The organism is Moorena sp. SIO4G3 (assembly GCF_010692305.1).
GTDB lineage: Bacteria > Cyanobacteriota > Cyanobacteriia > Cyanobacteriales > Coleofasciculaceae > Moorena > Moorena producens_A.
Map to the genome: position 1 here is coordinate 1 of NZ_JAAHIG010000055.1, position 20,494 is coordinate 20,494.

The window sequence follows — 20,494 nt, forward strand, 5'->3', positions numbered from 1 at the left end:
CGTACCTTCCACAGCAATAACAGTGGCAATAATACCTTGCTGCTGGTTATAGAAACATTGATGAATAAAAGCTAAGGGATTAAGGGTATTATCTTGATTTAGAGGCTCAATCAAGACGTTTAGCACACCGTTACAACCCAGCCCAAATCCCCAGATAATGTCCTCATCAGCAGTGGTATCATAAGTGACGACTATGGGTTTTCCATCTGGCATCAAAACGCGAGTATGCTCAAATACATCATTTTCCAAGCAACCACCGCTAATGGTTCCTAGCATTTTACCAGTTGATGTGATCAGCATGCGCGCACCAGGTTGGCCATAGCTAGAGCCTTGAACATTGACAACAGTAGCAATAAATACTTGTTGATCGTTGTTTTGACTGTGTACGAATGCTGCTAGAATAGAATTTAGCTCTTTCATCTTGGCTGCTGGACACTCCCGTTAGAGGTTGTCTGAGAAGTCTCATTTGCTACATCCAAGCCCCCTAAATCCCCCAATTTTGGGGGACTTGTAGAAGCAAATAGACTCTTGTTCCCCCCAAAGTTGGGGGGCTAGGGGGGCAAAATTCAGTATAAAACAACTTTTCAGATATCCTCTTATAGCCAAGCTTAACAATTTGGGCTCAATGATGTAAAGTAAAAATTTTTGTGGCTTTTGTGGAGATCTTTGATGACGAGAATATTGTATTATCACCAGCAATCCAACTTTTCTAGGAAAATTCGCATCTTGTTAGCTGAAAAAAAAATAGATTGCGAACTCAAAGACGTTAATCTTAAGAATAAACCGTCTGAATTTATTGAAATTTCTCCCATTGGTAAAGTCCCTGTGTTTGTAGAACAAGATGGTACAGTTATTTGGGATTCTACATTAATTGCAGAGTATTTAGACGAAACTTATCCACAACCTCGTTTTTACCCAAGTAATCCTCGAGAACGGCTTGAGTGTCGTAAATGGGAAGAATTAGCAGATAATTTAGGTGATAATATTATCAACTTATGGCTACTAAATTTGACCAATAATCTCGAACCGACTCCCTACCGAACAAAACTAGAAACGTCAATTAATTGCCTTTTACCAATTTTTGAGCAACAATTAGCCCAATCTCAATACTTATTAGGTGATGACACATGGACAGTAGTGGATGTAGCAGCATTATGTTCCATGGGTTACTATAGCTTTCGCTTAAATGAAGATTGGGTTTTGCAATATCCTAACATAGGAAATTGGTTCGATAAATTACACGAGCGTGAGTCGGTAAATTCAACTGTTCCTATGCCGTTAAATTAAGTATGAAACACCAGACAAACGGACAATAAAAAACTGAAATTTAGAGGCTTCTGATCAGCAAATGCAGGAGCATTCACAGATGAGTAGTGAATAATTACAGGATTGGGTTTTTAATTACAAGCCATCGTCAGCGTTAATTGAGATTAAAATGAATCACTACTACAAAAAAAATGTTGTGATTATCGGAGGGGGGCCTGCAGGATTAGGGGCAGCTTTAATGTTAGCCCAAAGAGGCTGGAAAAATATTACGGTTATTGAAAAAAGACCCTCAGCCGACTATTACGAACCGGATAAATCCTTTAGTTATCAAATTGATGGCAGGGGGCAAAAATTAACCGATTTATTAAAACTAACGCCCAAACTAGCTAATGTGAGTGTCCCTAGTACTGACTTTTACTTTACTCTCATTCAAAAAGACGGCACACGAAAAACAACGAAACTACCCATTGCTGATTCTAAACGCAAAACTGCCTACTGGCTGCCCAGAGCATCTTTTATAGAGTTACTTTACCAAGAAATTAAACACTATTGGCAAGATGAAATTAAGGTTTTATTTAATACTGAATGTATAGAGATTAAACAACATTTAGAGCATTTAGAAATTATTACCCAATCTAGGGACAATAAACCATTGACACTGACTCCTACTCTGTTAGTGGGTTGTGATGGTTTAAATTCTATTGTGCGTCAAACTCTGCATGAATGGGAAAAAGGTCAATCAAATTCCTTTGAAATGCAAAAGTTTTCTTCTCCTAGTTCCGGTTTAAAATATAAAGTTCTCACCTTACCTCCTCAATTTCCTCTATCAGAACAAGAAGGAGATGTAGCACAATCTACAATGGCTTATGCCATTCGGTCTACTTTTAAAGAGCGCAAAAAAGCAATTAATCTGGGTTTATTACCCTTGAAAAATCCGAATCAACCCAGAACTGCAAATATTATTACCTACCCTGATCATCAAATCTGGCAACTAGAAACCCCAGTAGACGTTGAACAATTCCTGAAACAAGCATTTCCTCAGATTCCCCTGGAAAAAATTATTGACCCTGAAGAAATAGCCAGATTCACATCCAGTGAGGGGGGTAAATTTCCGATTCCTCAATATTGTTCAGGATTGTATCAAATCTGGGGAAACCCTGAAGAGAGTCAAGGAACAGCCGTAATTTTATTAGGAGATGCAGTTCATTGTTTTCCTCCTGACATTGGACAAGGCGTTAATTCTGCTTTAGAAGATATCTATATTTTCCAGGAAATATTATCCGAAACTAAAGATAATCTTTCTGAAGCACTTCCTCGCTATCAAAACCTACGCCAACCCGATATTAAATCCTTAATTCGTTTAGGACAAATTAGTTATCCTTGGCAATATAATCAAGACCCTTTACGGAAAAAAATATGGAGTATTAACTTTTTTATGCGCTTATTATTGAATCGTTTATTTCCTTTTTTATTTAATACCCATTCGTTCATAATGATTCAAAATCATGAATTATCTTACTCGGAGATTCTTGCTAAAAGTAACAGGACTACTCAAGTGTTATCGATATTGGGAGGATTGGCAATATTGACTTTACTGTTGAAACTTATGAATTAGAATAATTTTTTCTGAATTAGTGCGAACGGCAGTTAATCAAAAAGAAGTAAATTGGAGGTGGGGGGCGACATGATAGCTAAAATGTAGACTGTATAAGCTTCAGAGGTCTCATACCTGTCTTGATGCAAAGCGCGAGTGGTTTGAATTTACCGTAAGATAGGGTCGCCTTGTCTTGATGCAAAGCGCGAGTGGGGGAAACCCCCTGTTCCGAAGCTGCATCGCTATTAAAAAATATTTAACCATGCATCTGCATAACCTGCTAACTATAAAGGCGACCCTATCTAAGGTTTTGTCTCCGGGGGCTCAAGCAGGGCTGTTTCTTGCGTCCGACTAAAACGTGATTGGTAGGGAGGTGGGGAGATAGGGAGGTGGGGAGATAGCGGTGCGACCCGTGGCGAATTTAATTACGGGTCAAGTGCACCGTCGGAGAATTTTTATTAATAAAAAGGTATTTTTAACCTTAAAAAAACCTTCTACCTAGCACCCCAACGCCCTTTCAGCAGATTGACTTGACAATTTATTCATGAAAATGAAACAGCCCTGCCTCTACAGGGCGGGGTAGTTCATTTCTCATCTAATTGAACCTCCCCATCCTAAGAGGAATGGGGATTCCCAGGCACAACCACCGTTGGTTGTTATCTCCATGGGCGTAACTTTCCCGCGCACCGAGGGTAGCTGAGTAGGGTCAATACCCAGTTTTTTTTGAGACCCTTACTTTTTATATTAACACTATTTGAGAGGGAAAAGAATACCCCGACCTCTTAGGTCGGGGTATTCTTTTCCCTCTCAAACTCTCCCACTCTGATAAAAACGGTAAAACAAATAATCATCTCGGAAAGGATGATCATCTGCGACATGATGAATAATACCTCGATTAATCAGTATCTGTCCAATAGCCACTGCATCTTCCCGAGTAGAATTACACCGTTTCACCAACCAATCTACGGCTTCTGACCCAACAAAACAGCATCCATAGCTATTGAGACGATAGCGACGGTCTTGAATATCCAACCCTCCTGGTTGACGCATTTCCTCGACCAAGGTTTCAATGTCTAGTGTTATCATATCCTCTTGGAAAGGGGCCGTAGGGTAAGAGTCTTGATCTAGGTCATCGATCGGCTCTAGGAAACCTGAAACTAAGGAATCCTGGGTGGGCTCAGACTGATACCCATTGGGAATATAGAGTTGGTTTTCTGGCGGTTTTGGCTGACGCTCCCCCAGCCAAGCGGTCAGCAATTTCTCTAACTGAGGCGATCGCACATGGAGGTCCCGTTGAGGAAATGGTATATGGATATCATAGCGACGCAGACTTTTCTCAATCCGGTAGTTGAGGTCACTCTTGATTTTAGGCTGCCGCTTGGGGTCTCCAGTCCAGACCAACAGCTCAAACTTGAGGGCACTCTCACCAAATTCCTGAAACCAAACTTGGGGATAGGGCCTCAGTAATACTTCCGGGTGACTCTTCGCAGCTGCCAACAGTGCCTTCTTGACCTGCTCCACATCAGATCCGTAAGCCACTCCTACAGGAATCTTGAGCCGGGAAATCGGGTTACCGTGACTCCAGTTAATCACCTCAGTTTCTAAAAAGCGGGCATTGGGCACAATTATTGTCACTTTATCCAAGGTGCAAATCTCTGTACTGCGGGAACCCATTCGCTGCACAGTTCCCACCAAATCGTTGACCTTAATAAAATCCCCGAGTTGAATCGGTCGCTCTAGGGTGATAATTAAGCCACTGATAAAGTTGTTAGCAATATTTTGCACACCGAAGCCAATTCCCACCCCTAAGACACTAGCAAAAATAGTTAGGGAACTTAAATCCAACCCAGAACTTTGGAGTATGATAATCATGCCCAAAAACGTCAGGACATACTGGATCAGGGTAGCAATCACCTCTTGCACCCCTGAATCAGCGCCAGTTTTCCCCAAGATGTAACGCCTCAATAGCCTGGTGAGGGCACTAACCCCAAACCATAGCACAACGGTTAATACCACCAACAGCAGCACTTGGATCGCAGAATACTTGCTTTCTCCGGAACCAATTACAGGAGACTTGAGGAAGTTTAACAGTTCATAACGCCAACTGCGAACTTGGGGAAATAGGTCACTAATGGTTAAGATAACTGTAGTCCACAGGATAAGCTGTAACCCTAACAGGGCTGCCCCGAGAAATAATTTAGCTGGGTCGTGCCAAGGGAAAAAAGGCGAAGCCGGATTCCCTAGCCAGGAGGTCAGTTTCCCCAAGGCAAATTGCCTGAAGACCCGTAACAGCAAGTACAACAGGATTAACAACACCAGCACTATGCTTGTAAACCTTACTGCCTGACGACTATAATCTGGCATCCGCTGTCGTTTGCCCTGCCGGATTGCCCTTTCAATCAGCTTCTCCCATTTTTCGGCTTGCTCAAGAGGATCAGTATCAGGAATTTGATCGGCCTTGGTAATCGTGACCAGAATCCGCTCGGTAAACTTGGTACGAAGAATCCCCTCGTTTTGCCCGACATATTCAATGTCCACATATTCAGGTTTTTGTAGGGATTTCACCTCCCTTGCTAAGCGCTGATTGATCAGCTCGGCTCGCTCAGTAGCGCTAAAGTTGCCAGCGTTGCCCACTTGAAACAACTCAATACCATCCACCACCACAGGAGCTTTCTCCTTACCATTTGCCAAGAATTCCTGTGCTAAGGTAGAGGCTGGTAATAGGGTGAGCAGTAGGGTAAGTACACCTAGCAACACCAATACCAAGGAACGCCGAAGCCTAGCCCTTGGGAAAGGGTTAATGGAAAATCGAACATTGATAAGAGATTCCATAGGTTACTTTCCATTTAGCTCTCATTTTCCATAACATTAGAATCTCATCGCCTTTGGTTGAGGGCATTAGGTATTCTAGACTACCCGTTCTAGATGATGTCTAGAGGAATCGTTTTCCTCGTTTGGTATTGGTTTTAACCCCTCCAGCAGACCGCTGACCACGGCCCAGGTGCCAACTCCCATTATTAACAGTATCACTAAGCCAATCAACCAAACCACAGGTTTATTCTTGGGCAGAGAGTTGGAAACATTTTTCTCACCTAATAGATTCGTCTGGTCAAAGTTTTGTACAGTGGCGTTCAGGTCATTTTCCCGTTTCAATGTCGCTGTAATCTTGTAAGGACCAATTCGTAGGGTGTCCTTGCTTGAAAAAGGATGAATACCAGAGCGAATCTTCCGCCCGTTAATAAACGTGCCATTGGCGCTGCGGTCAGTAATATAGAGTTGGGTATTAGCCACTGTGATCAGGGCGTGATACCGGGAAATTTCCTTGTCAAGAAGTACCAGATGAGACACAGATTGACCTGCTAACTGTTCTGGCAAATGGTCATTTTCTCGACCAACAGCAATTGGCGGTCTCAGAACAGGTTTCTTTAACTCGCCGGTTTCTGGGTCTTCCCAGGTCAATTGAATATAAATCGGTTCAGCCAAGATTTCACTCCTGCTAACTAGAACATCGTGGATCAGTGCTGAGTAGGTCAGTGGTGAGTGCTGAATTTTGCTTAGCACATGAAATTTGTTTTGTCAACCATATCCACCGATGCTAAGGGGATGACAACAAGGGTGAAACTTAGATAGGGTGTCGGGTGTGGGGTTTTGGATCGGTCCTGGGTAGGAGCCAGTTCCCCCTGAGAGGGTGACAACAAGGCTAAACCCCATTGAGACCATGCTGTGAGCATCTCGTTAAACTGAGATAAATTAATTTTGAAGCACTGATTTTAACTATGCCTGATTTTTTGCCCATTGCTTACTTTCAGAACAAGTTTGTCCCTTTCGCTGACGCCAAAATCTCCATTGCTACCCATGCCTTGCACTACGGCACTGGAGCTTTTGGCGGATTACGCTGTATCCCTGAGCCGGAAAAGCCACAGCAATGTTTACTGTTTCGGTTAGACCGCCATTGCCAACGCCTAAGTAATAGTGCTCGGTTATTACACTACAATTTACCTGCTGATAAAATCAAGACTATTATCGTTGATTTTATAAAACAAAATCAACCAACTAAGTCGTTTTATATCCGCCCTTTTGTCTACACGTCAGATTTAGGAATTTCCCCGAGACTCCATAAGATTGACAAAGACTTTTTTGTGTATGGATTAGAATTAGGCGATTATTTATCTCCTGAAGGAGTTAGCTGTCGGATTAGTTCATGGTATCGACAACAAGACCAAAGTTTACCCTTGAGAGGTAAAATTAGTGGAGCTTATATTACCTCTTCCTTGGCGAAAACAGAAGCGGTAGAGTCTGGCTTTGATGAAGCCATTTTGATGAATTCTGAGGGGAAAGTCTCGGAAGCTTCTGGGATGAATATCTTTGTGGTTAGAAATGGGCAGCTAATTACCCCTGGATTCGATCAGGATATCCTAGAAGGAATTACTCGGGATAGTATTCTGACCCTTGCTAAAGACATGGGCTTGCCAACTATACAACGACCAGTCGATAAATCAGAACTATTTATTGCGGATGAAGTATTTCTGAGTGGGACAGCGGCAAAGATCACCCCAGTTAAACGAATTGAAAACTATCATTTATCTCCAAACAGACCAATAACCGACAAGCTCAAGGAAATGCTAGCAAAAATTACCGAAAATCGGGAACCGAAATACAAAGACTGGGTGTATACGGTTAATATTGATAATTAAACTAAAGTTAGGGTTATAGAACCCTGTAAACCTGTAGCGACTTCTGGGATGGCGATTATAATCAAAGCTAAACTATGAACAATAAACTGATAAATTCCCCAAACCCCTTAGGCGGTCGCTACAAAATTATCAGCAAGCTGGGAGCAGGTGGCTTTGGTCAAACGTTTCTGGCACAGGACTTGCACTTGCCAGGAACTCCCCAATGTGTGATTAAACAGCTCAAACCCCAGGTGAGCGATCCTGAGTGTTTGGAAATTTCCAAACGCCTATTTGAGCGAGAAGCCCAAGTCCTCTACCAGCTGGGTAACCACGATCAGATCCCCCAGTTGCTGGCGCATTTTGAGGAAAATCACGAGTTTTATCTGGCGCAAGAATTTATTGATGGAGAACCCCTCAACCAAGAAATCCGTCAGCCTTGGGAATCAAATCGAGTGATTGCTCTGTTGCAAGATATTCTACAAGTCCTAGTATTTGTCCATGAGCAACGTGTGATCCATCGTGATATCAAACCCCCAAACCTGATCCGCCGCCGCAAGGATAATAGAATTGTCATGATTGACTTTGGGGCAGTTAAGCAAGCTAGCACCCAGATTATCGATCCGGAAACAGGCCAAACCAAAACCATTGCTATTGGCAGTTATGGCTACACCCCCAAAGAACAGTTCGGTGGCAATCCTCGTTTTAGCAGTGATGTCTATGCCGTGGGTATGGTAGGCATCCAGGCATTAACCGGAATTCATCCCAAGTTCCTGAAAGAAAACTCCGAAACAGGGGAAATTAACTGGCGCGATCGCATCCCAGTTAACACCCAAGTTAACTCAGAATTAGCGGATATCCTCGACTGTATGGTGCGCTATGATTTCCGTGACCGCTATCCGACCGCAGTAGAAGCCTTGGCAGCAGTTCAGAGGCTAACTGCTGCACCAACAATAGCTATGTCTGCTACAGTTCCGGAAGAGACTGTTTCTGTTTCAGCAACATCAGCACAAACCCAGGCCAGATCAGAGATCATCCGAAGATGGTTAATGAAGCCTTGGTTGATGATTACTGTCTTAGCAGGGATGGGTATTGGTATTTCTGTGATCGGAACTAAGACTTTTCTAGTTCCCAAACCTGTCAGTCAAACTGACACCCCTAAGGATACCGTTGCCGAAAGTTCGACCACCAGCTCTGAGTCAAAACCTGCAACCCCAGCGGTAGTTAGCAACACCCCTGAAAGTACGACTACCACCTCAGTCCAAAAAACTATTCCTGAATCGGATACCGAATCAGCTGCGAAATCGACATCTAACCCGCAAACACAACCAACTGCAACAGAATTAAACAGCCAAGGGGAGAGCTTGCGGCAAGCAGGAAAGTACCAGCAAGCACTGATGACTTACGACAAAGCGATCGCAAGGGACTCAAATTTAGCTGAAGCTCATTGGGGTCGTTGCTATAGCCTCAATTCCTTGGGGCGTACTCAAGAAGGACTGGCTGCCTGCGATCAAGCCCTTGCCCTTAAACCTGACTACCCAGAAGCATTGTGGAGTAAAGGTGCAGCTCTCGAATCGCAAGACACCCTAGCAGCCCTAACTCTATACGAGCAAGCGATCGCTATCAAGCCCGATTTTGCTGACGCCTGGATTAACCGAGGAGTAGCCCTCCATAAACTCGAGCGCTACAGTGATGCCATAAAAGCATATAATCGGGCAACTAAACTCAATCCTAATTCTGCCGATGCTTGGAGTAATTTAGGGGCAGCCTATTGGGCCAAAGGTCAATACAAGGAAGCAATCAATGCCATGGAAAAGGCACTTCAAATCCAGCCGAATCACCCCAATGCTAAGAATCTGCGTCAGCAGGCAAGGGAACAATTAGGCCGTTGATCACTCAGGAAAAATAAATATTTGATAAAGATTAGATATTTATTTAAATATCTGATAAAGATTTTGGGTTTTGGTCTTAGAAACGGGAAAATCCTCTACTATTACGTTTAATTGGTATTAAGCATTAGACCGGATAGCGCTAGGGATTAAATACGAAAACCTAACACCTAACACCTTATCCTAATTTTCAAAACTAAATTGACAGAGTACTAGGATTGCGATTGCAATCCCTAATTTTAGTTAACTAATTTTACTTAACTGTGCATCACCATGAAACTGAATACACCAGCACTTGGAATAAGAGCAAATTGGCTCCAGAAGTGGATGCCGATCGGCTTAATTTTAGTAGTCGCTACTGGGTTGTACCTCTATCAACTCGGCACAGAAAGCTTATGGTACGATGAGCTATTTAGCATTAACAAAACCCAGAGTGGGATATCACTGCCTCCGAAGAATCTGACACGTCCCTTTTATTTCATGATCCTGTACATTTGGATGCAGTTTAGCACTAGCACCGTTTGGTTGCGTGGGCTATCTGTGATTTTTGGACTAGGCAGTATCTTCCTAATGTACCTGCTGGGTCGTCGCTTAGCTGGAAAGCCAGTTGGCTTGATTGCCGCCCTGTTACTAACCCTCTCACCTGTGTTTATCAACCATGCCCAAGAGGTAAGGATGTACACCCTGATCCCCTTCTTAAGTTTGGGGGGTACCTTAGCTCTCGCTCATGCCCTTGAAAATCCCAGGTTTGCTGCGATCAACTGGTGGGCTGTGGCCAGGTTTCTAGCCCTTGTGACTACTCCGGTTAGTGTGACCTTGTTTCTGCCAGATCTGGTATTAATTGCATGGCAGTTTCGTAATCAAAAGCGCCGATTATTTGCCTTTGGGATCAGGCTGCTGCTGATTGGGAGTTGTTGGCTTCCTTTAGTATCAGCAGTTAATGAGTCTTCCACTAAATTCCTCAAAGGTTGGGTAACACAATACCCAAAACCCAACATTATCTTAATTGTCTCTGAAGTCACCCACTTGACAGCTTTCTGGCCATTGAGACACTTACTAGGGTCAGGCATCAGTGCCAACGACCTGATGAAACAGCTCAATCAGCAGTCTATCATGGAGTGGCTTGTGGAGCATGTGTTAACCTCAAATCTTGTACCTTTGTTCTATTACATGGCATATACGGCCATGGCAATCGGCTTGCTTGCGATCGCTTTATTGAGCAGGCACCCCTCAAAAAAACTCTGGTGGATTAAAGTGTGGGCATTATTACCTGCCGGATCTATCTTATTGATATCCTATGTTTCCAGTTCCATATGGAAAGCTCGCTATCTACTAATTGTATCCCCCTATTTCTTAATTCTTCTAGCAGCAGGCTTGATGCAAGTTTGGCGTTGGCAACGTCGAGTGGCTGTTTTAGTAACTCTGATCTACGCCATAGCAGTGGGTAGTGGTCTAGTGCATTACTACACAACGTTGTATCGTGTAGCAGGTGGTGCGCCAACTTGAGACTTTATTAATATATAGCAATTGTCATAATCATCAGGTACACAGTATTTTTTTACCACTACCATCGATACCCGCGCCCGTAATCATTACTAAACAAACTATTACCCCTACTCCCTACTCCCTACTCCCTACTCCCTAATCCCTAGAAATTTGTACCTCACAAAACTAAAAACTGCTCTATTACCCTTAATCGGTGGCATCCTGATGGGACTGACACCATCACCAACAGAAGCTTGGCCTCTAGCTTGGATTGCCCTAGTGCCGCTATGGTTCATAGTAGTCAGGGGTCAGAGTATTCGTGGCAATGCTTTATCTGGTCTGATCTGGGGTATCGGTTATCATGGCTTAGCTCTATCTTGGATTACTGGTATTCACCCCATGGACTGGATGGGGGTACCATGGCTAGCTAGTATTGCGATCGCATTATTATGCTGGATACTCATTACCCTCTGGGGAGCACTCCTAGTAGCTGTCTGGGCAATAGGAATCTCTATCACTCAATCAATTACAGCAAGTTTCGCCCCCCTAGCCCCCCAGCGAGCAATCCCTCGCTGGGGGGTTCTTGAGTTAAAGTCCCCCAGAATTGGGGGATTTAGGGGGCTTGCAGCTAAAGGTAATGAGGTCAATTCATCTGAAAACCGCTGTAAATTCCCATCCACCAAAGCGACACAACAACGTAATATAAATCCTGATATAAATCCTGATATAAATCTTCCTACCCCCACTCAAAACTATGTTATTTTAACCTCCTGCTTACGAGTTCTAATCGGTACAGGCTTGTGGTGTGGCATAGAAACCCTGTGGAGTATGAGTCCCCTGTACTGGTCTTCCTTAGCCTATACCCAAAGTCCCCATAACCTGATAATTTTGCACCTCGGTCAATTATCTGGTCCAATAACAGTTACAGCAGCTATTGTCGCCGTCAATGGTTTAATTGCTGAAAGCGGGTTAACCCTTAATCATTTGTTCGCGTTCGCGCAGCGTCGGCTTTGCCGAAAGCGTGGCCTTTTGGCCAAGGTTGGCAGGTTGAAGGTTGGCAGGTTGAAGGTTGACAGGTTCAAGGTTGGCAGCTTCAAGGTTGAAAGTGATCACAACAAGCTTGAACCTTCAACCTCTCAAAAACTTGAACCTTCAACTTCTCAAAACCTTAAACCTTCAACCCCTCAAAACCTTGAACCTTCAACTCCTCAAAACCTCCAACATTCAACCCCTCAAAACCTCCAACATTCAACCCTTTTGGGTATAGCAATCGGGTTATTAATTAGCTTACATCTGCTGGGATGGTTACTGTATAACCAACCAATTGAGCAATCAAAAGATTCTGCTATTAAAGTTGGTATTATTCAAGGAAATATCCCCAATGAAATCAAACTTTACTCCGCTGGCTGGCGGCGTGCTATAAAAGGTTACACTACTGGCTACCAGACATTGGCAGATCAAAAAGTAGACGCAGTGCTAACTCCTGAAACTGCCTTACCTTTTCTTTGGCAAGAACAGGTGCGCACTGTTAGTTCTTTCTACTCAGCAATTTTAGATAAAGGGGTTTTAGTTTGGGTGGGAGGCTATGGGCAAATAGGGCGTAGCTTTACCAATAGTTTGTTTACTGTCACCGGTACTGGTGAGACCTTCAGCCGTTACGATAAGGTCAAATTAGTGCCCTTAGGAGAATATATTCCTTTTGAAGAATTCCTAGGACGTTTAATTGACCGATTATCCCCTCTTGATGCTCACTTAGCAGCAGGTAAGCCTGACCAGTTATTAGAAACACCCTTTGGTCAAGCAGTGGTAGGAATTTGTTATGAGTCAGCTTTTCCTGAGCACTTCCGCTATCAAGTTGCCGCTGGTGGGCAGTTTATCCTAACTGCATCCAATAATGCCCATTACAGTAATACAATGCCTGCCCAGCACCATGCTCAAGATGTGATGCGCTCCATTGAAACAGATAGGTGGACAGTTAGAGCAACCAATACGGGCTATTCCGGTATTGTAGACCCCCATGGTAAAACACTATGGCTCTCGGGGATTAATACCTATCAGTTGCACGCAGATACGATTTATCGACGACAGACTCAGACATTGTATGTGCAGTGGGGGAATTGGTTGACTCCGGTGTTATTAGGGTTAGGGGGAATTGGCTGGTTGGTGTTGGGTTGGTTTGGAGTTAGTGTTGGCTTGGTAAATTAAACAGCATTGGATTTAATTTGCCTATTTCCTTGACAAGGTAGTAATAAACATGTAGTGGTTTTGCTGCAGTAAGCGTCAAGGTTTCCGGGGCTAAAATAACTCCTTTTGTACCACTAAGCCCCATTAGAGGAACTTCAAGTTTTAGCTCGTTTGCGACCAATAAACCTATAATAGGGAACTTTCAACCCAGGTAGGAATGGTAAATTTCCCATCTTTTCTGTCAAAGACACAGTATCAAATTTATGATGCAAGTAGCCTAGGCGATTGGGACAAAGAAAAACGTTATCCGTGGCAAACCAAATCGGCCAGAAGTGACGAGCTAAAAACGAATGACGTTGCCATCCTTGAGGGGGATGTTTGTGAGAGACGTAAAAATCCACAACCCCGATCATTCCCCCTGGCTTCAAAATCTTTTCAGCTTGCTCAATGGCCGCAAACCACTCGGGAATCATAGTTAAAGAATAGGAAAAAGTGACGATATCCGCCACCCCTTCTGGCGGTAAAAATTGAGTGATATCGGCTTCGACAGTGGTTACATTTGTCCAGCCGTGATCGGCTATTCGCCCTTGCGCCACTTTCAGCAGGGAAGGGGACAAATCCACAATGTAAATTTTACTAAAATTAGAGAGGCGATCAGCAATGGATTCCAAATTCGACCCCGTACCGCCCCCGAAGTCAACCCAGACACAGCCATTGCTATCGCTATCGGCAAGGGATTGATAAAGTTCTTCTCGTCCTTTTAGCAAACGCCGACGAAAGCGATCGTAATCCGTTGATTGAGTACGATAAAAGTTTTCCAATCGCTCTTGATGGCTATCCCCTCGGATCGGTTTGGCTAGATGATAAACCGTTTTGATATCGCTAATCAAGTCGGATAAAACGCTCATTTTTTCTCTTCCCTCGCCAGTGGAAATAGTTTTAAGCAGTCACCAAATCGGCGATGTAAAAACTGCCGTAGGTCTGGACGCGATCGCGTGGGTGCAATTGGTCAGCCAATTCAGTATTGTACATCAATAAGTCTGGTAAAAATCGGTCTTTACCGCCATAACGCACTTGCACCGAATCAAGGTATTCCACTTTGAATCCCCCACTGCGAAACAAAATGCGAGTTTTATCACTTGCTCTAGTCAAAATAGCTTGCCATTCTTTTTGCAATTCTTCGTGATTATACTGACTCAGCCAGTCCATGTGGTCGAGAAGCACGAAGCGAGAAATTCGAGCTTGACAATTTTCCAGAAAATTGGTTATTGTGCTATTTTCCACCTGAATGCGATCCACTAACCCGGATTTTAGGCGCAGGAAATTTTCTTCCTTTAAATATTGGGGACAGCAATCGGGGGAATATTCTCCATTCAGAAAAACTCGCCAAAAATAGTTATCTTGAATGGGGATCCGAGTAAAGACATTTTCGCACCGTTGGCGTACAAAGGTCGCGATACTTCCTTCGTCGAGATAGCGTTCCATCTGTTGACGTTGCTGTGCGGGAACACCGAGCATCCACAGGACTAAATCGCTATTGAGGAAGCGATAGAGATAATCTTTCCAAAATACAGGTTCAATCTCGCGCTGGTAAATTTCCTGGCGTTCTTCTGGGGTTTTGGCATTGAGAATGGCATCAAAACTGGGGCGAATTTTCAGGATGCGATCAATGTAGTAGTTAATAGCGAAAGCAAAATTACCCGTAGTTCCTCTAAAATAAAACGAGCGTCCGCTGTCGAATAATTTAGTTCCTTGTTTGTCCCAATACCCTTGCGATGGTAAAGATAAATGGGAGCGCAGCTTTTGAGTATAAATCTCGTTAAACTGCTCCAACCTACCGCGACCGAACAATTGAAAAAATTGCTCGAAATCCAGTTCTCGAATCGCCGCAATTTTGAGTTCTAGCAACGCATTTTGTTTGGGATTGACATCGATGGCGTAAATTTGTTTTGGTGCATCGAGAGCGTATTCCAAAGCGTTGCATCCCGCAGAGGTAATCACGACAACGGTATCGTCAGCTTGCAAGTTTAAGGCAACACGATCGAGTCTGGGATCTTCCCAGCAGGTAACGTAAACGAGATTCTGCTGATGTACCCAACTAAAACCGAGATATCGCCAGATATCTTTGATTGATTGCAATTTTAATAACACGGTTTAACCCTGATTAAATTTCCAGTAATACGGGAGCCTCAAAGCATCGAAAAGTAACTGCTTCTTGAGGTGTTTGCTGGCAAGCCAGAACCGAGCCATCGATTGAGCCTGCGATTTGTAAGGCTTGGGTTACCAGTTCCGAACAAAATATTCTTTGTATGTTCTGGCTATCAGCACCAACCAAATATCGGTTAACTTTCAGCCAAGCTCCGATCGACTTCCAGCAGCTATACCTGACTTGGCGCTCATGAAGGTTCCACAGCCAATTTTGCATTTTATCGATCCCTTCTGAAGTTAATGGTTTTGCCAAAGGAACCCACCAGGCTCCTCCGTAGTTTCGATAAGCATTGAGCCAATTCTCCAGGTAGTGAATTTGTATTCCTGGTTTACATTTTTGGTTTCTAAAATCGGGCAAACTTGTGTAAGTTGTGGACTCAGCGATCGCCACCTTTCCGTTCCCGTTCCCTTCCAGATCGGTATCCAGGACAATCGCCGTATGACTGTAATCGCTTCCGGTCAACCATCGAATCAGAGCAGCATCGATCTTCAGTCCAGAAAAAGTAATCAGATCTCCTGGTTTAAATGGATAGAGAGACTCAATCAAATTTTGGGGTGGGCTAGAGCGAGAGCTTGTCAATCTAATTGAATCTAACATCAACTTATTCAACTCAATGACAGTAAATGTGAACTCGAGAGTCAACCTCAGTTTCGATCTCGATTCATTTTTTTTTGACAGAGTAATTCTAGCCTATAGTGGTATTTTTGGGAATAATTATTGTGATTATGTCCGGAATAACGTGCTGTTGGATCGGATGGAACACTCACCCCTCAACCGACCTAAAGATCACAAAATTCCCGAACTGCTGCCCAAATTAACCCCATCACATCCCGCAAACCATGATCGCTCTCCAATTCAACCAATTGCACCCAAGGGCGGGTACTGGCATAATCACGACTCGCGATCATAGGAATCACGTCATCATCGCACCCATGTAGAATCAGAGTAGGTACTTGTCGCCCTAGCTCCAAACCCTCATAATGACGGGCATCTTCTACAAACTGGTAGTGTAAGGGCAGCTTTCGGTTTTCTCGGTAATGGTAAATGTCTAGATATCCGTCGGAGCGCCACTGATTGAGCTGTTCTGCTCGTGACATACTCCTACACTGACCTTTTCAGGTTCAGTGTAGGCTTCTTTCCAACTCCACCCATTGGTTCGGATACTCGGAAAGCTTTACTGCTGACGGGATGCCCCACCGCCAAATTCAATACATTAATTGCCGCATTTACATCCCTGTCAGCCACGTAACCACAATGAGGACAAGAATGGATGCGGTCTTTTAATTTTTTCGGTACTTTTTTGCCGCAATTAGAGCAATTTTGGCTAGTATTTCGGGGATTCACCGCAACTGTAACCAACCCAGCATTTTCGGCTTTGGTTGATAAGATAGACAGGAATTGTCCCCAGCCAGCATCTAAAACTGACTTAGCCATTTTTGTTTTGGCCAAACCTTTGATATTGAGTTTTTCGTGAGCGACTAGGTCGTGGTCATCTAGTAATCCCTTCGCTGTTTTAAAATGAAAGTCTTTTCTGGTGTCAGCAACCTTTTTGTGAGCTTTCCCTAATTTAGTTACAGCTTTCTTTCGGTTGTTACTACCTTTCTTGGATCTACTAACAGCTTTTTGGATTTTTTTGAGTCGCTTTTGAGCTTTCCTGTAATATTGAGGAATAGGGATATCTGTACCATCAGACTTAATCAAGAAAGATTTGAGTCCCATGTCAATACCGACAGGATTAGTGACCTTATCTATTGGAATTATGTCCGGAACAGAATCATTTTGAATTGACAGTGTAACGTAGTAACCATCAGCTTTTCTGGTTATTGTTGCTGTCTTAATCTTGAAGCATTCTGGAATAGGTCGATGATAAATCATCTTGATTTTCCCAAACTTAGGCAAAGTCAAGATGTCCCCGCTTACCGGTTCCTTAGAAAGAGATGGAAAAGTAAAAGACTTGTACCTATTTTTACCTTTAAATCTCGGTTTTCCACTTTTGTTACCGTTGCAATCCCCTTTAATGAACCGCTTAAAAGACAGGTCTACCCTTTTAACGCAATCCTGCAAGACTTGAGAATGAATCTCTCCGTACCACGGCCTATCCTTCTTTAAGTCAGGCAAAGATTTCTTTTGCGAGAAGTATTCGGGCTTGTCTCTTAACTCCGGTAGATGACAAACAAGAGGACAATAATTTACTGGACAACAGTTTTGTTCATACCAGTTAAATCGGTCAGCTAATAAATAGTTGTATTGGTGGCGTAACATATCCAACCATTTCTCTATCTTGGCAATCTGCGATTTAGTTGGTCTGAGTCTGTACTGATACGCTGCTCTCACTTGTCATCTCCTGCTTATCGACCTACCATAATAGTAACACACGTTTTAACATATGTTAATACAAAATAAAAGATAAAACAGTGATGATTAGGTTGACTGATTTTGAGAAACGACAATTAAAACAGGAGGCCGAACGCGCCCCGCGTGACCTACGGTCAATCCCAGGGGGATGACCTCATCTGAACTACTTAGAAGCTTGATAGCTCGCTTCCCTATCCCAGAAGACTCTGTGTAAAATTCATCCCTGGAGACGAAACCTTAGGATAGTGGAGCCTTAATTAATAATTTTTAACCCTTCTCTGCATAGTCTGTCGCCTGTAAAGGCTCCACTATCCTTACGGTAACTTTAAACACTCATCCTTACGGATTGAGATGTGGGGCTTCTTTTACCGGACAGCTAATTTGGGCAACCAATGGTCAAGGAAGCCAAATGCTGGTGCTAGTAGAACCAGTCTCTTGATTTGTGGATTGTTTTGTGCTAGGTTTGCAGCGGTAAAAGCACCCAAACTAGAACCGATTAACGTGACTGGTGTTCCATCTAAAGGCAGTAATGCTGCCACTTGACTAATCTGGCGACTTATTGTTAAATGAGTAAAGTCATCTTGATTAAGGTCAGGAATTGTTAGAGAGACATTGAGGCCAGCAAACGCTTGCTGTAGATACACCCCCTTGGCTGATTCAGGGCTAGATGCAAAACCGTGTAGATAGATAAATCTCAAAATCCTTGTCCTTTGTGGTTCTCCCTAATTTGATAGAGGGTTTTGCTGGCGGCGCTGTCTCATGAATTGAGCAAACTGGATGCGTTGTTCAGGAGTCATCACCTCTCGCATCTGCAACATACTCTCAAAGTGTAACTCTCCTAGCTGCCGGTTCAATAGTTGAACCTGTTGGTATTGAGTGCGGATAGTTTCTCTGTCAGCTGTACCCACCATCAACTCACTTAATGTCAGCTTCGCTTGACTTACTTCCTGGCGAAGATCTATAATGGATTCTTCATACTCTAGCTTAATAGCTTTTAGCTGCTGCCTTTGCACCTGGTTGAGCTTGAGTTGCCTCATTAACCTATGCTTACTCGATTTTGGGTGTTGTTGACCCTCAGGGCTGGGAATCAATTGAGAGGTTACAGGGTTGGAATTAGCTACAGCAGTGCAGCCAGTCAGGGTAACCATGAGAATTGACAAAATATAACCTGGACGTAACAGCATGGAAGTTACCTATAAATGTCTTTAATTTAAAGTTTGTAAGAAATATTGAAGGTTGAAGGTTGAAGGTTGAAGGTTGACGGTTGACGGTTGACGGTTGAAGGTTGACGGTTGACGGTTGACGGTTGACGGTTGTTCGCCCTTGGCCTTCCCGTAGGGTAGATTGAAGGTTAAAAACCCACTTTTCCCTTGCCACAGCCGTTGGCTAGAGCAAACCTTTTGACAGGTCAAACCTTATCCTCTATAGGTGATCCTGAGGTGATGGTTCCTACTATTTCATTTATTGTCCAGTATTGGCTAAGATCATCCAATCAGCTGGTGGAGTATGAATGACATTGCTCACCGATGTCTCTCCCACAACTCCATGCCAATTTTTCTCTAAGAAAGCTTCTAGAGTGGTTAAATTGTGGGTGCGGTAACCACTCCAAGCCATCAGTAAACCAACAGCGATGGCTGATGGAAGTAACCAAAGCTCTGGTTTACGACTAGGCGGTGGGGATAATGCGATCGCATTGATAACTCGTTCCTCCAAGTCAAATGCTGCTGGTGGAGGAGTAGGTCGATGTTGGCGCAGAAATGCTTGCCATTGTTCGTCATCAGGTTGAAACTGAGTCATGGCATCTCTCCTTGTTGTTGGATGATATATTTCCGTAGGGAAGTTCGAGCGTGGAAAAGACGAGACTTAACCGTTCCGAGAGCTATGCCCAAAATTTTAGCAACTTCCTTTTGTGGCAAATCCTCTAAATCATGTAGCACCAGCACAGCACGATGGTTCAAGCTCAGCTGTTGCATTCCTTTTTGAATCATGTCCTGATAGTGCAACTGCATAAGATCAGGAGTGTAGGAGGATTTGGCATTTTTTAGGGGTAGATCAGCTGTGTCCTCTGGAAGTTGAAGGTTTAAAGCACGTTGCCGTTGCAAATTGCGCCTTTGATCCGATGCCACATTCCAGCAGATGCGGTAAAGCCAGGTGGAGAACTGTGAGGGTTGCCGCAGTTTTGGTAAGCCTTTCCAAACTCGTAGGAACACCTCTTGTACTAAATCATCAAGGGCATAAGCACCACATAACTGATAGATAGTTGACCTGACGCGCTGCTGATAGCGTCGGTATAGTTGGCGAAAACTCTGCTGGTTGCCCTGTTGGCACTGCAATACCAACTCTGTGTCTGTGCTGGTTGTTTTTGCAGCAGCAGAATCTTCTTTGGAAGCCTGGGCTGATCTGACTGACAACTCTGGGTTCTCCCTCACCGCTTTGTTTTCCGATGTTATTTAGACTCACTGGCTAACAGAATGGTTCAATCTGGGAAAAGTTTCGCCAAGAATGGAACTAGGTGGGGTAGGGTGACCAGGTTTGGGTTAGGTCAAAAGATAGAAGAGTCAACAGCTCTAGGGATTCCTGGTCTTACTGACACAACAATCGGTGGCCAAACCGTACCCCCGTTGCTCCTATAGCCGACACCCGGTCAGCCCCTTGACCGTATTATGGTCACAAGAAGCACGGAAAATTTGCAGATCTTTACCAAGTCTTTAATGTCGAGTTACCTTTGATATGATTAACTTTTATTATTATTTCCATATATATAGGTTGCATCTGACGGATGGCAGGTTTGGTAGCTAATCTGCACCAATACCAAAAATTATTTGATTGTGCAATCTACCGA

General features: G+C 43.6%; 20 protein-coding genes. 7 read left to right on the forward strand and 13 right to left on the reverse strand.

Features of this window, described 5'->3' with window-relative positions; genetic code table 11:
* The coding region (locus F6J99_RS12885; RefSeq protein ID WP_293113261.1) for an XdhC family protein at positions 1–420 on the reverse strand (420 nt) is incomplete at its 3' end.
* A 249-nt stretch (positions 421–669) separates the two neighbouring features.
* On the opposite strand from F6J99_RS12885, the gene F6J99_RS12890 reads away from it, so the two are divergent.
* Both F6J99_RS12890 and F6J99_RS12895 read left to right on the forward strand, forming a co-directional pair.
* Positions 670–1,287 carry a glutathione S-transferase family protein gene (locus F6J99_RS12890; protein WP_293113262.1) on the forward strand — a complete coding sequence of 206 codons (618 nt, stop codon included), beginning with the start codon at positions 670–672 and terminating at the stop codon, positions 1,285–1,287.
* A gap of 148 nt (positions 1,288–1,435) precedes the next feature.
* Complete coding sequence (locus tag F6J99_RS12895) at positions 1,436–2,881, forward strand: NAD(P)/FAD-dependent oxidoreductase (protein ID WP_293113263.1); 1,446 nt, start codon at positions 1,436–1,438, stop codon at positions 2,879–2,881.
* A 786-nt stretch (positions 2,882–3,667) separates the two neighbouring features.
* Here the strand turns inward: F6J99_RS12895 and F6J99_RS12900 are convergent.
* Both F6J99_RS12900 and F6J99_RS12905 read right to left on the reverse strand, forming a co-directional pair.
* Complete coding sequence (locus tag F6J99_RS12900; protein WP_293113264.1) at positions 3,668–5,692, reverse strand: mechanosensitive ion channel domain-containing protein; 2,025 nt, start codon at positions 5,690–5,692, stop codon at positions 3,668–3,670.
* 75 nt (positions 5,693–5,767) lie between these two features.
* Entirely contained in the window at positions 5,768–6,421 is a 654-nt protein-coding gene (locus tag F6J99_RS12905) for an FHA domain-containing protein (protein ID WP_293113265.1), read from the reverse strand.
* A 215-nt stretch (positions 6,422–6,636) separates the two neighbouring features.
* Between F6J99_RS12905 and F6J99_RS12910 the strand changes: the two genes are divergently transcribed.
* The 5 genes from F6J99_RS12910 to lnt all read left to right on the forward strand — a co-directional run bounded on the left by F6J99_RS12910 (position 6,637) and on the right by lnt (position 13,109).
* Positions 6,637–7,554: a branched-chain amino acid transaminase gene (locus F6J99_RS12910; protein ID WP_293113266.1), complete on the forward strand. Its 918-nt coding sequence runs from the start codon at positions 6,637–6,639 to the stop codon at positions 7,552–7,554.
* 74 nt (positions 7,555–7,628) lie between these two features.
* Complete coding sequence (locus F6J99_RS12915) at positions 7,629–9,422, forward strand: serine/threonine-protein kinase (RefSeq protein ID WP_293113267.1); 1,794 nt, start codon at positions 7,629–7,631, stop codon at positions 9,420–9,422.
* A gap of 270 nt (positions 9,423–9,692) precedes the next feature.
* Positions 9,693–10,925, forward strand: coding sequence for a glycosyltransferase family 39 protein (locus F6J99_RS12920; RefSeq protein WP_293113268.1), 1,233 nt, complete (start codon positions 9,693–9,695; stop codon positions 10,923–10,925).
* Positions 10,909–11,064 carry a hypothetical protein gene (locus tag F6J99_RS12925; protein ID WP_293113269.1) on the forward strand — a complete coding sequence of 52 codons (156 nt, stop codon included), beginning with the start codon at positions 10,909–10,911 and terminating at the stop codon, positions 11,062–11,064. Before F6J99_RS12920 ends, F6J99_RS12925 begins: the two co-directional genes overlap by 17 nt.
* Before the next feature lie 65 nt (positions 11,065–11,129).
* Entirely contained in the window at positions 11,130–13,109 is a 1,980-nt protein-coding gene (gene lnt, locus F6J99_RS12930) for an apolipoprotein N-acyltransferase (RefSeq protein ID WP_293113286.1), read from the forward strand.
* 134 nt (positions 13,110–13,243) lie between these two features.
* Here lnt and F6J99_RS12935 read toward each other — a convergent pair whose 3' ends face one another.
* The 10 genes from F6J99_RS12935 to F6J99_RS12980 all read right to left on the reverse strand — a co-directional run bounded on the left by F6J99_RS12935 (position 13,244) and on the right by F6J99_RS12980 (position 20,081).
* Positions 13,244–13,996 carry a class I SAM-dependent methyltransferase gene (locus F6J99_RS12935; RefSeq protein ID WP_293113270.1) on the reverse strand — a complete coding sequence of 251 codons (753 nt, stop codon included), beginning with the start codon at positions 13,994–13,996 and terminating at the stop codon, positions 13,244–13,246.
* Between the two features lie 31 nt (positions 13,997–14,027).
* The gene (locus F6J99_RS12940) at positions 14,028–15,239 is read right to left on the reverse strand and encodes a BtaA family protein (protein WP_293113271.1); all 1,212 of its coding nucleotides are present in this window, start codon (positions 15,237–15,239) and stop codon (positions 14,028–14,030) included.
* A 13-nt stretch (positions 15,240–15,252) separates the two neighbouring features.
* The gene (locus F6J99_RS12945) at positions 15,253–15,894 is read right to left on the reverse strand and encodes a hypothetical protein (protein ID WP_293113272.1); all 642 of its coding nucleotides are present in this window, start codon (positions 15,892–15,894) and stop codon (positions 15,253–15,255) included.
* A 182-nt stretch (positions 15,895–16,076) separates the two neighbouring features.
* Positions 16,077–16,394, reverse strand: coding sequence for a YqiA/YcfP family alpha/beta fold hydrolase (locus F6J99_RS12950; RefSeq protein WP_293113273.1), 318 nt, complete (start codon positions 16,392–16,394; stop codon positions 16,077–16,079).
* Positions 16,395–16,398: 4 nt separating this feature from the next.
* The gene (locus F6J99_RS12955; RefSeq protein ID WP_293113274.1) at positions 16,399–17,631 is read right to left on the reverse strand and encodes a transposase; all 1,233 of its coding nucleotides are present in this window, start codon (positions 17,629–17,631) and stop codon (positions 16,399–16,401) included.
* A 386-nt stretch (positions 17,632–18,017) separates the two neighbouring features.
* Positions 18,018–18,350 (reverse strand): YqiA/YcfP family alpha/beta fold hydrolase, encoded by a 333-nt coding sequence (locus F6J99_RS12960; protein WP_365973228.1) that lies wholly within the window; start codon positions 18,348–18,350, stop codon positions 18,018–18,020.
* Between the two features lie 24 nt (positions 18,351–18,374).
* Positions 18,375–18,836 (reverse strand): Spy/CpxP family protein refolding chaperone, encoded by a 462-nt coding sequence (locus tag F6J99_RS12965; RefSeq protein ID WP_293113275.1) that lies wholly within the window; start codon positions 18,834–18,836, stop codon positions 18,375–18,377.
* A 21-nt stretch (positions 18,837–18,857) separates the two neighbouring features.
* A complete protein-coding gene (locus tag F6J99_RS12970; protein WP_293113276.1) occupies positions 18,858–19,064 on the reverse strand; it encodes a hypothetical protein in 207 nt (68 codons plus the stop codon).
* Between the two features lie 49 nt (positions 19,065–19,113).
* Positions 19,114–19,449: a hypothetical protein gene (locus tag F6J99_RS12975; RefSeq protein WP_293113277.1), complete on the reverse strand. Its 336-nt coding sequence runs from the start codon at positions 19,447–19,449 to the stop codon at positions 19,114–19,116.
* The gene (locus F6J99_RS12980; RefSeq protein ID WP_293113278.1) at positions 19,446–20,081 is read right to left on the reverse strand and encodes a sigma-70 family RNA polymerase sigma factor; all 636 of its coding nucleotides are present in this window, start codon (positions 20,079–20,081) and stop codon (positions 19,446–19,448) included. The genes F6J99_RS12975 and F6J99_RS12980 overlap by 4 nt, the downstream gene beginning before the upstream one ends.
* Between the last annotated feature and the right edge of the window lie 413 nt (positions 20,082–20,494).

Bases quoted from the DNA above. Each gene is read 5' to 3' on its own strand.
- lnt (WP_293113286.1), top strand. From the start codon at position 11,130: ATGGGACTGACACCATCACCAACAGAAGCTTGGCCTCTAGCTTGGATT.
- F6J99_RS12890 (WP_293113262.1), top strand. From the start codon at position 670: ATGACGAGAATATTGTATTATCACCAGCAATCCAACTTTTCTAGGAAA.
- F6J99_RS12900 (WP_293113264.1), bottom strand. From the start codon at position 5,692: ATGGAATCTCTTATCAATGTTCGATTTTCCATTAACCCTTTCCCAAGG.
- F6J99_RS12915 (WP_293113267.1), top strand. From the start codon at position 7,629: ATGAACAATAAACTGATAAATTCCCCAAACCCCTTAGGCGGTCGCTAC.
- F6J99_RS12920 (WP_293113268.1), top strand. From the start codon at position 9,693: ATGAAACTGAATACACCAGCACTTGGAATAAGAGCAAATTGGCTCCAG.
- F6J99_RS12975 (WP_293113277.1), bottom strand. From the start codon at position 19,449: ATGACTCAGTTTCAACCTGATGACGAACAATGGCAAGCATTTCTGCGC.
- F6J99_RS12945 (WP_293113272.1), bottom strand. From the start codon at position 15,894: ATGTTAGATTCAATTAGATTGACAAGCTCTCGCTCTAGCCCACCCCAA.
- F6J99_RS12950 (WP_293113273.1), bottom strand. From the start codon at position 16,394: ATGTCACGAGCAGAACAGCTCAATCAGTGGCGCTCCGACGGATATCTA.
- F6J99_RS12910 (WP_293113266.1), top strand. From the start codon at position 6,637: ATGCCTGATTTTTTGCCCATTGCTTACTTTCAGAACAAGTTTGTCCCT.
- F6J99_RS12895 (WP_293113263.1), top strand. From the start codon at position 1,436: ATGAATCACTACTACAAAAAAAATGTTGTGATTATCGGAGGGGGGCCT.
- F6J99_RS12935 (WP_293113270.1), bottom strand. From the start codon at position 13,996: ATGAGCGTTTTATCCGACTTGATTAGCGATATCAAAACGGTTTATCAT.
- F6J99_RS12965 (WP_293113275.1), bottom strand. From the start codon at position 18,836: ATGCTGTTACGTCCAGGTTATATTTTGTCAATTCTCATGGTTACCCTG.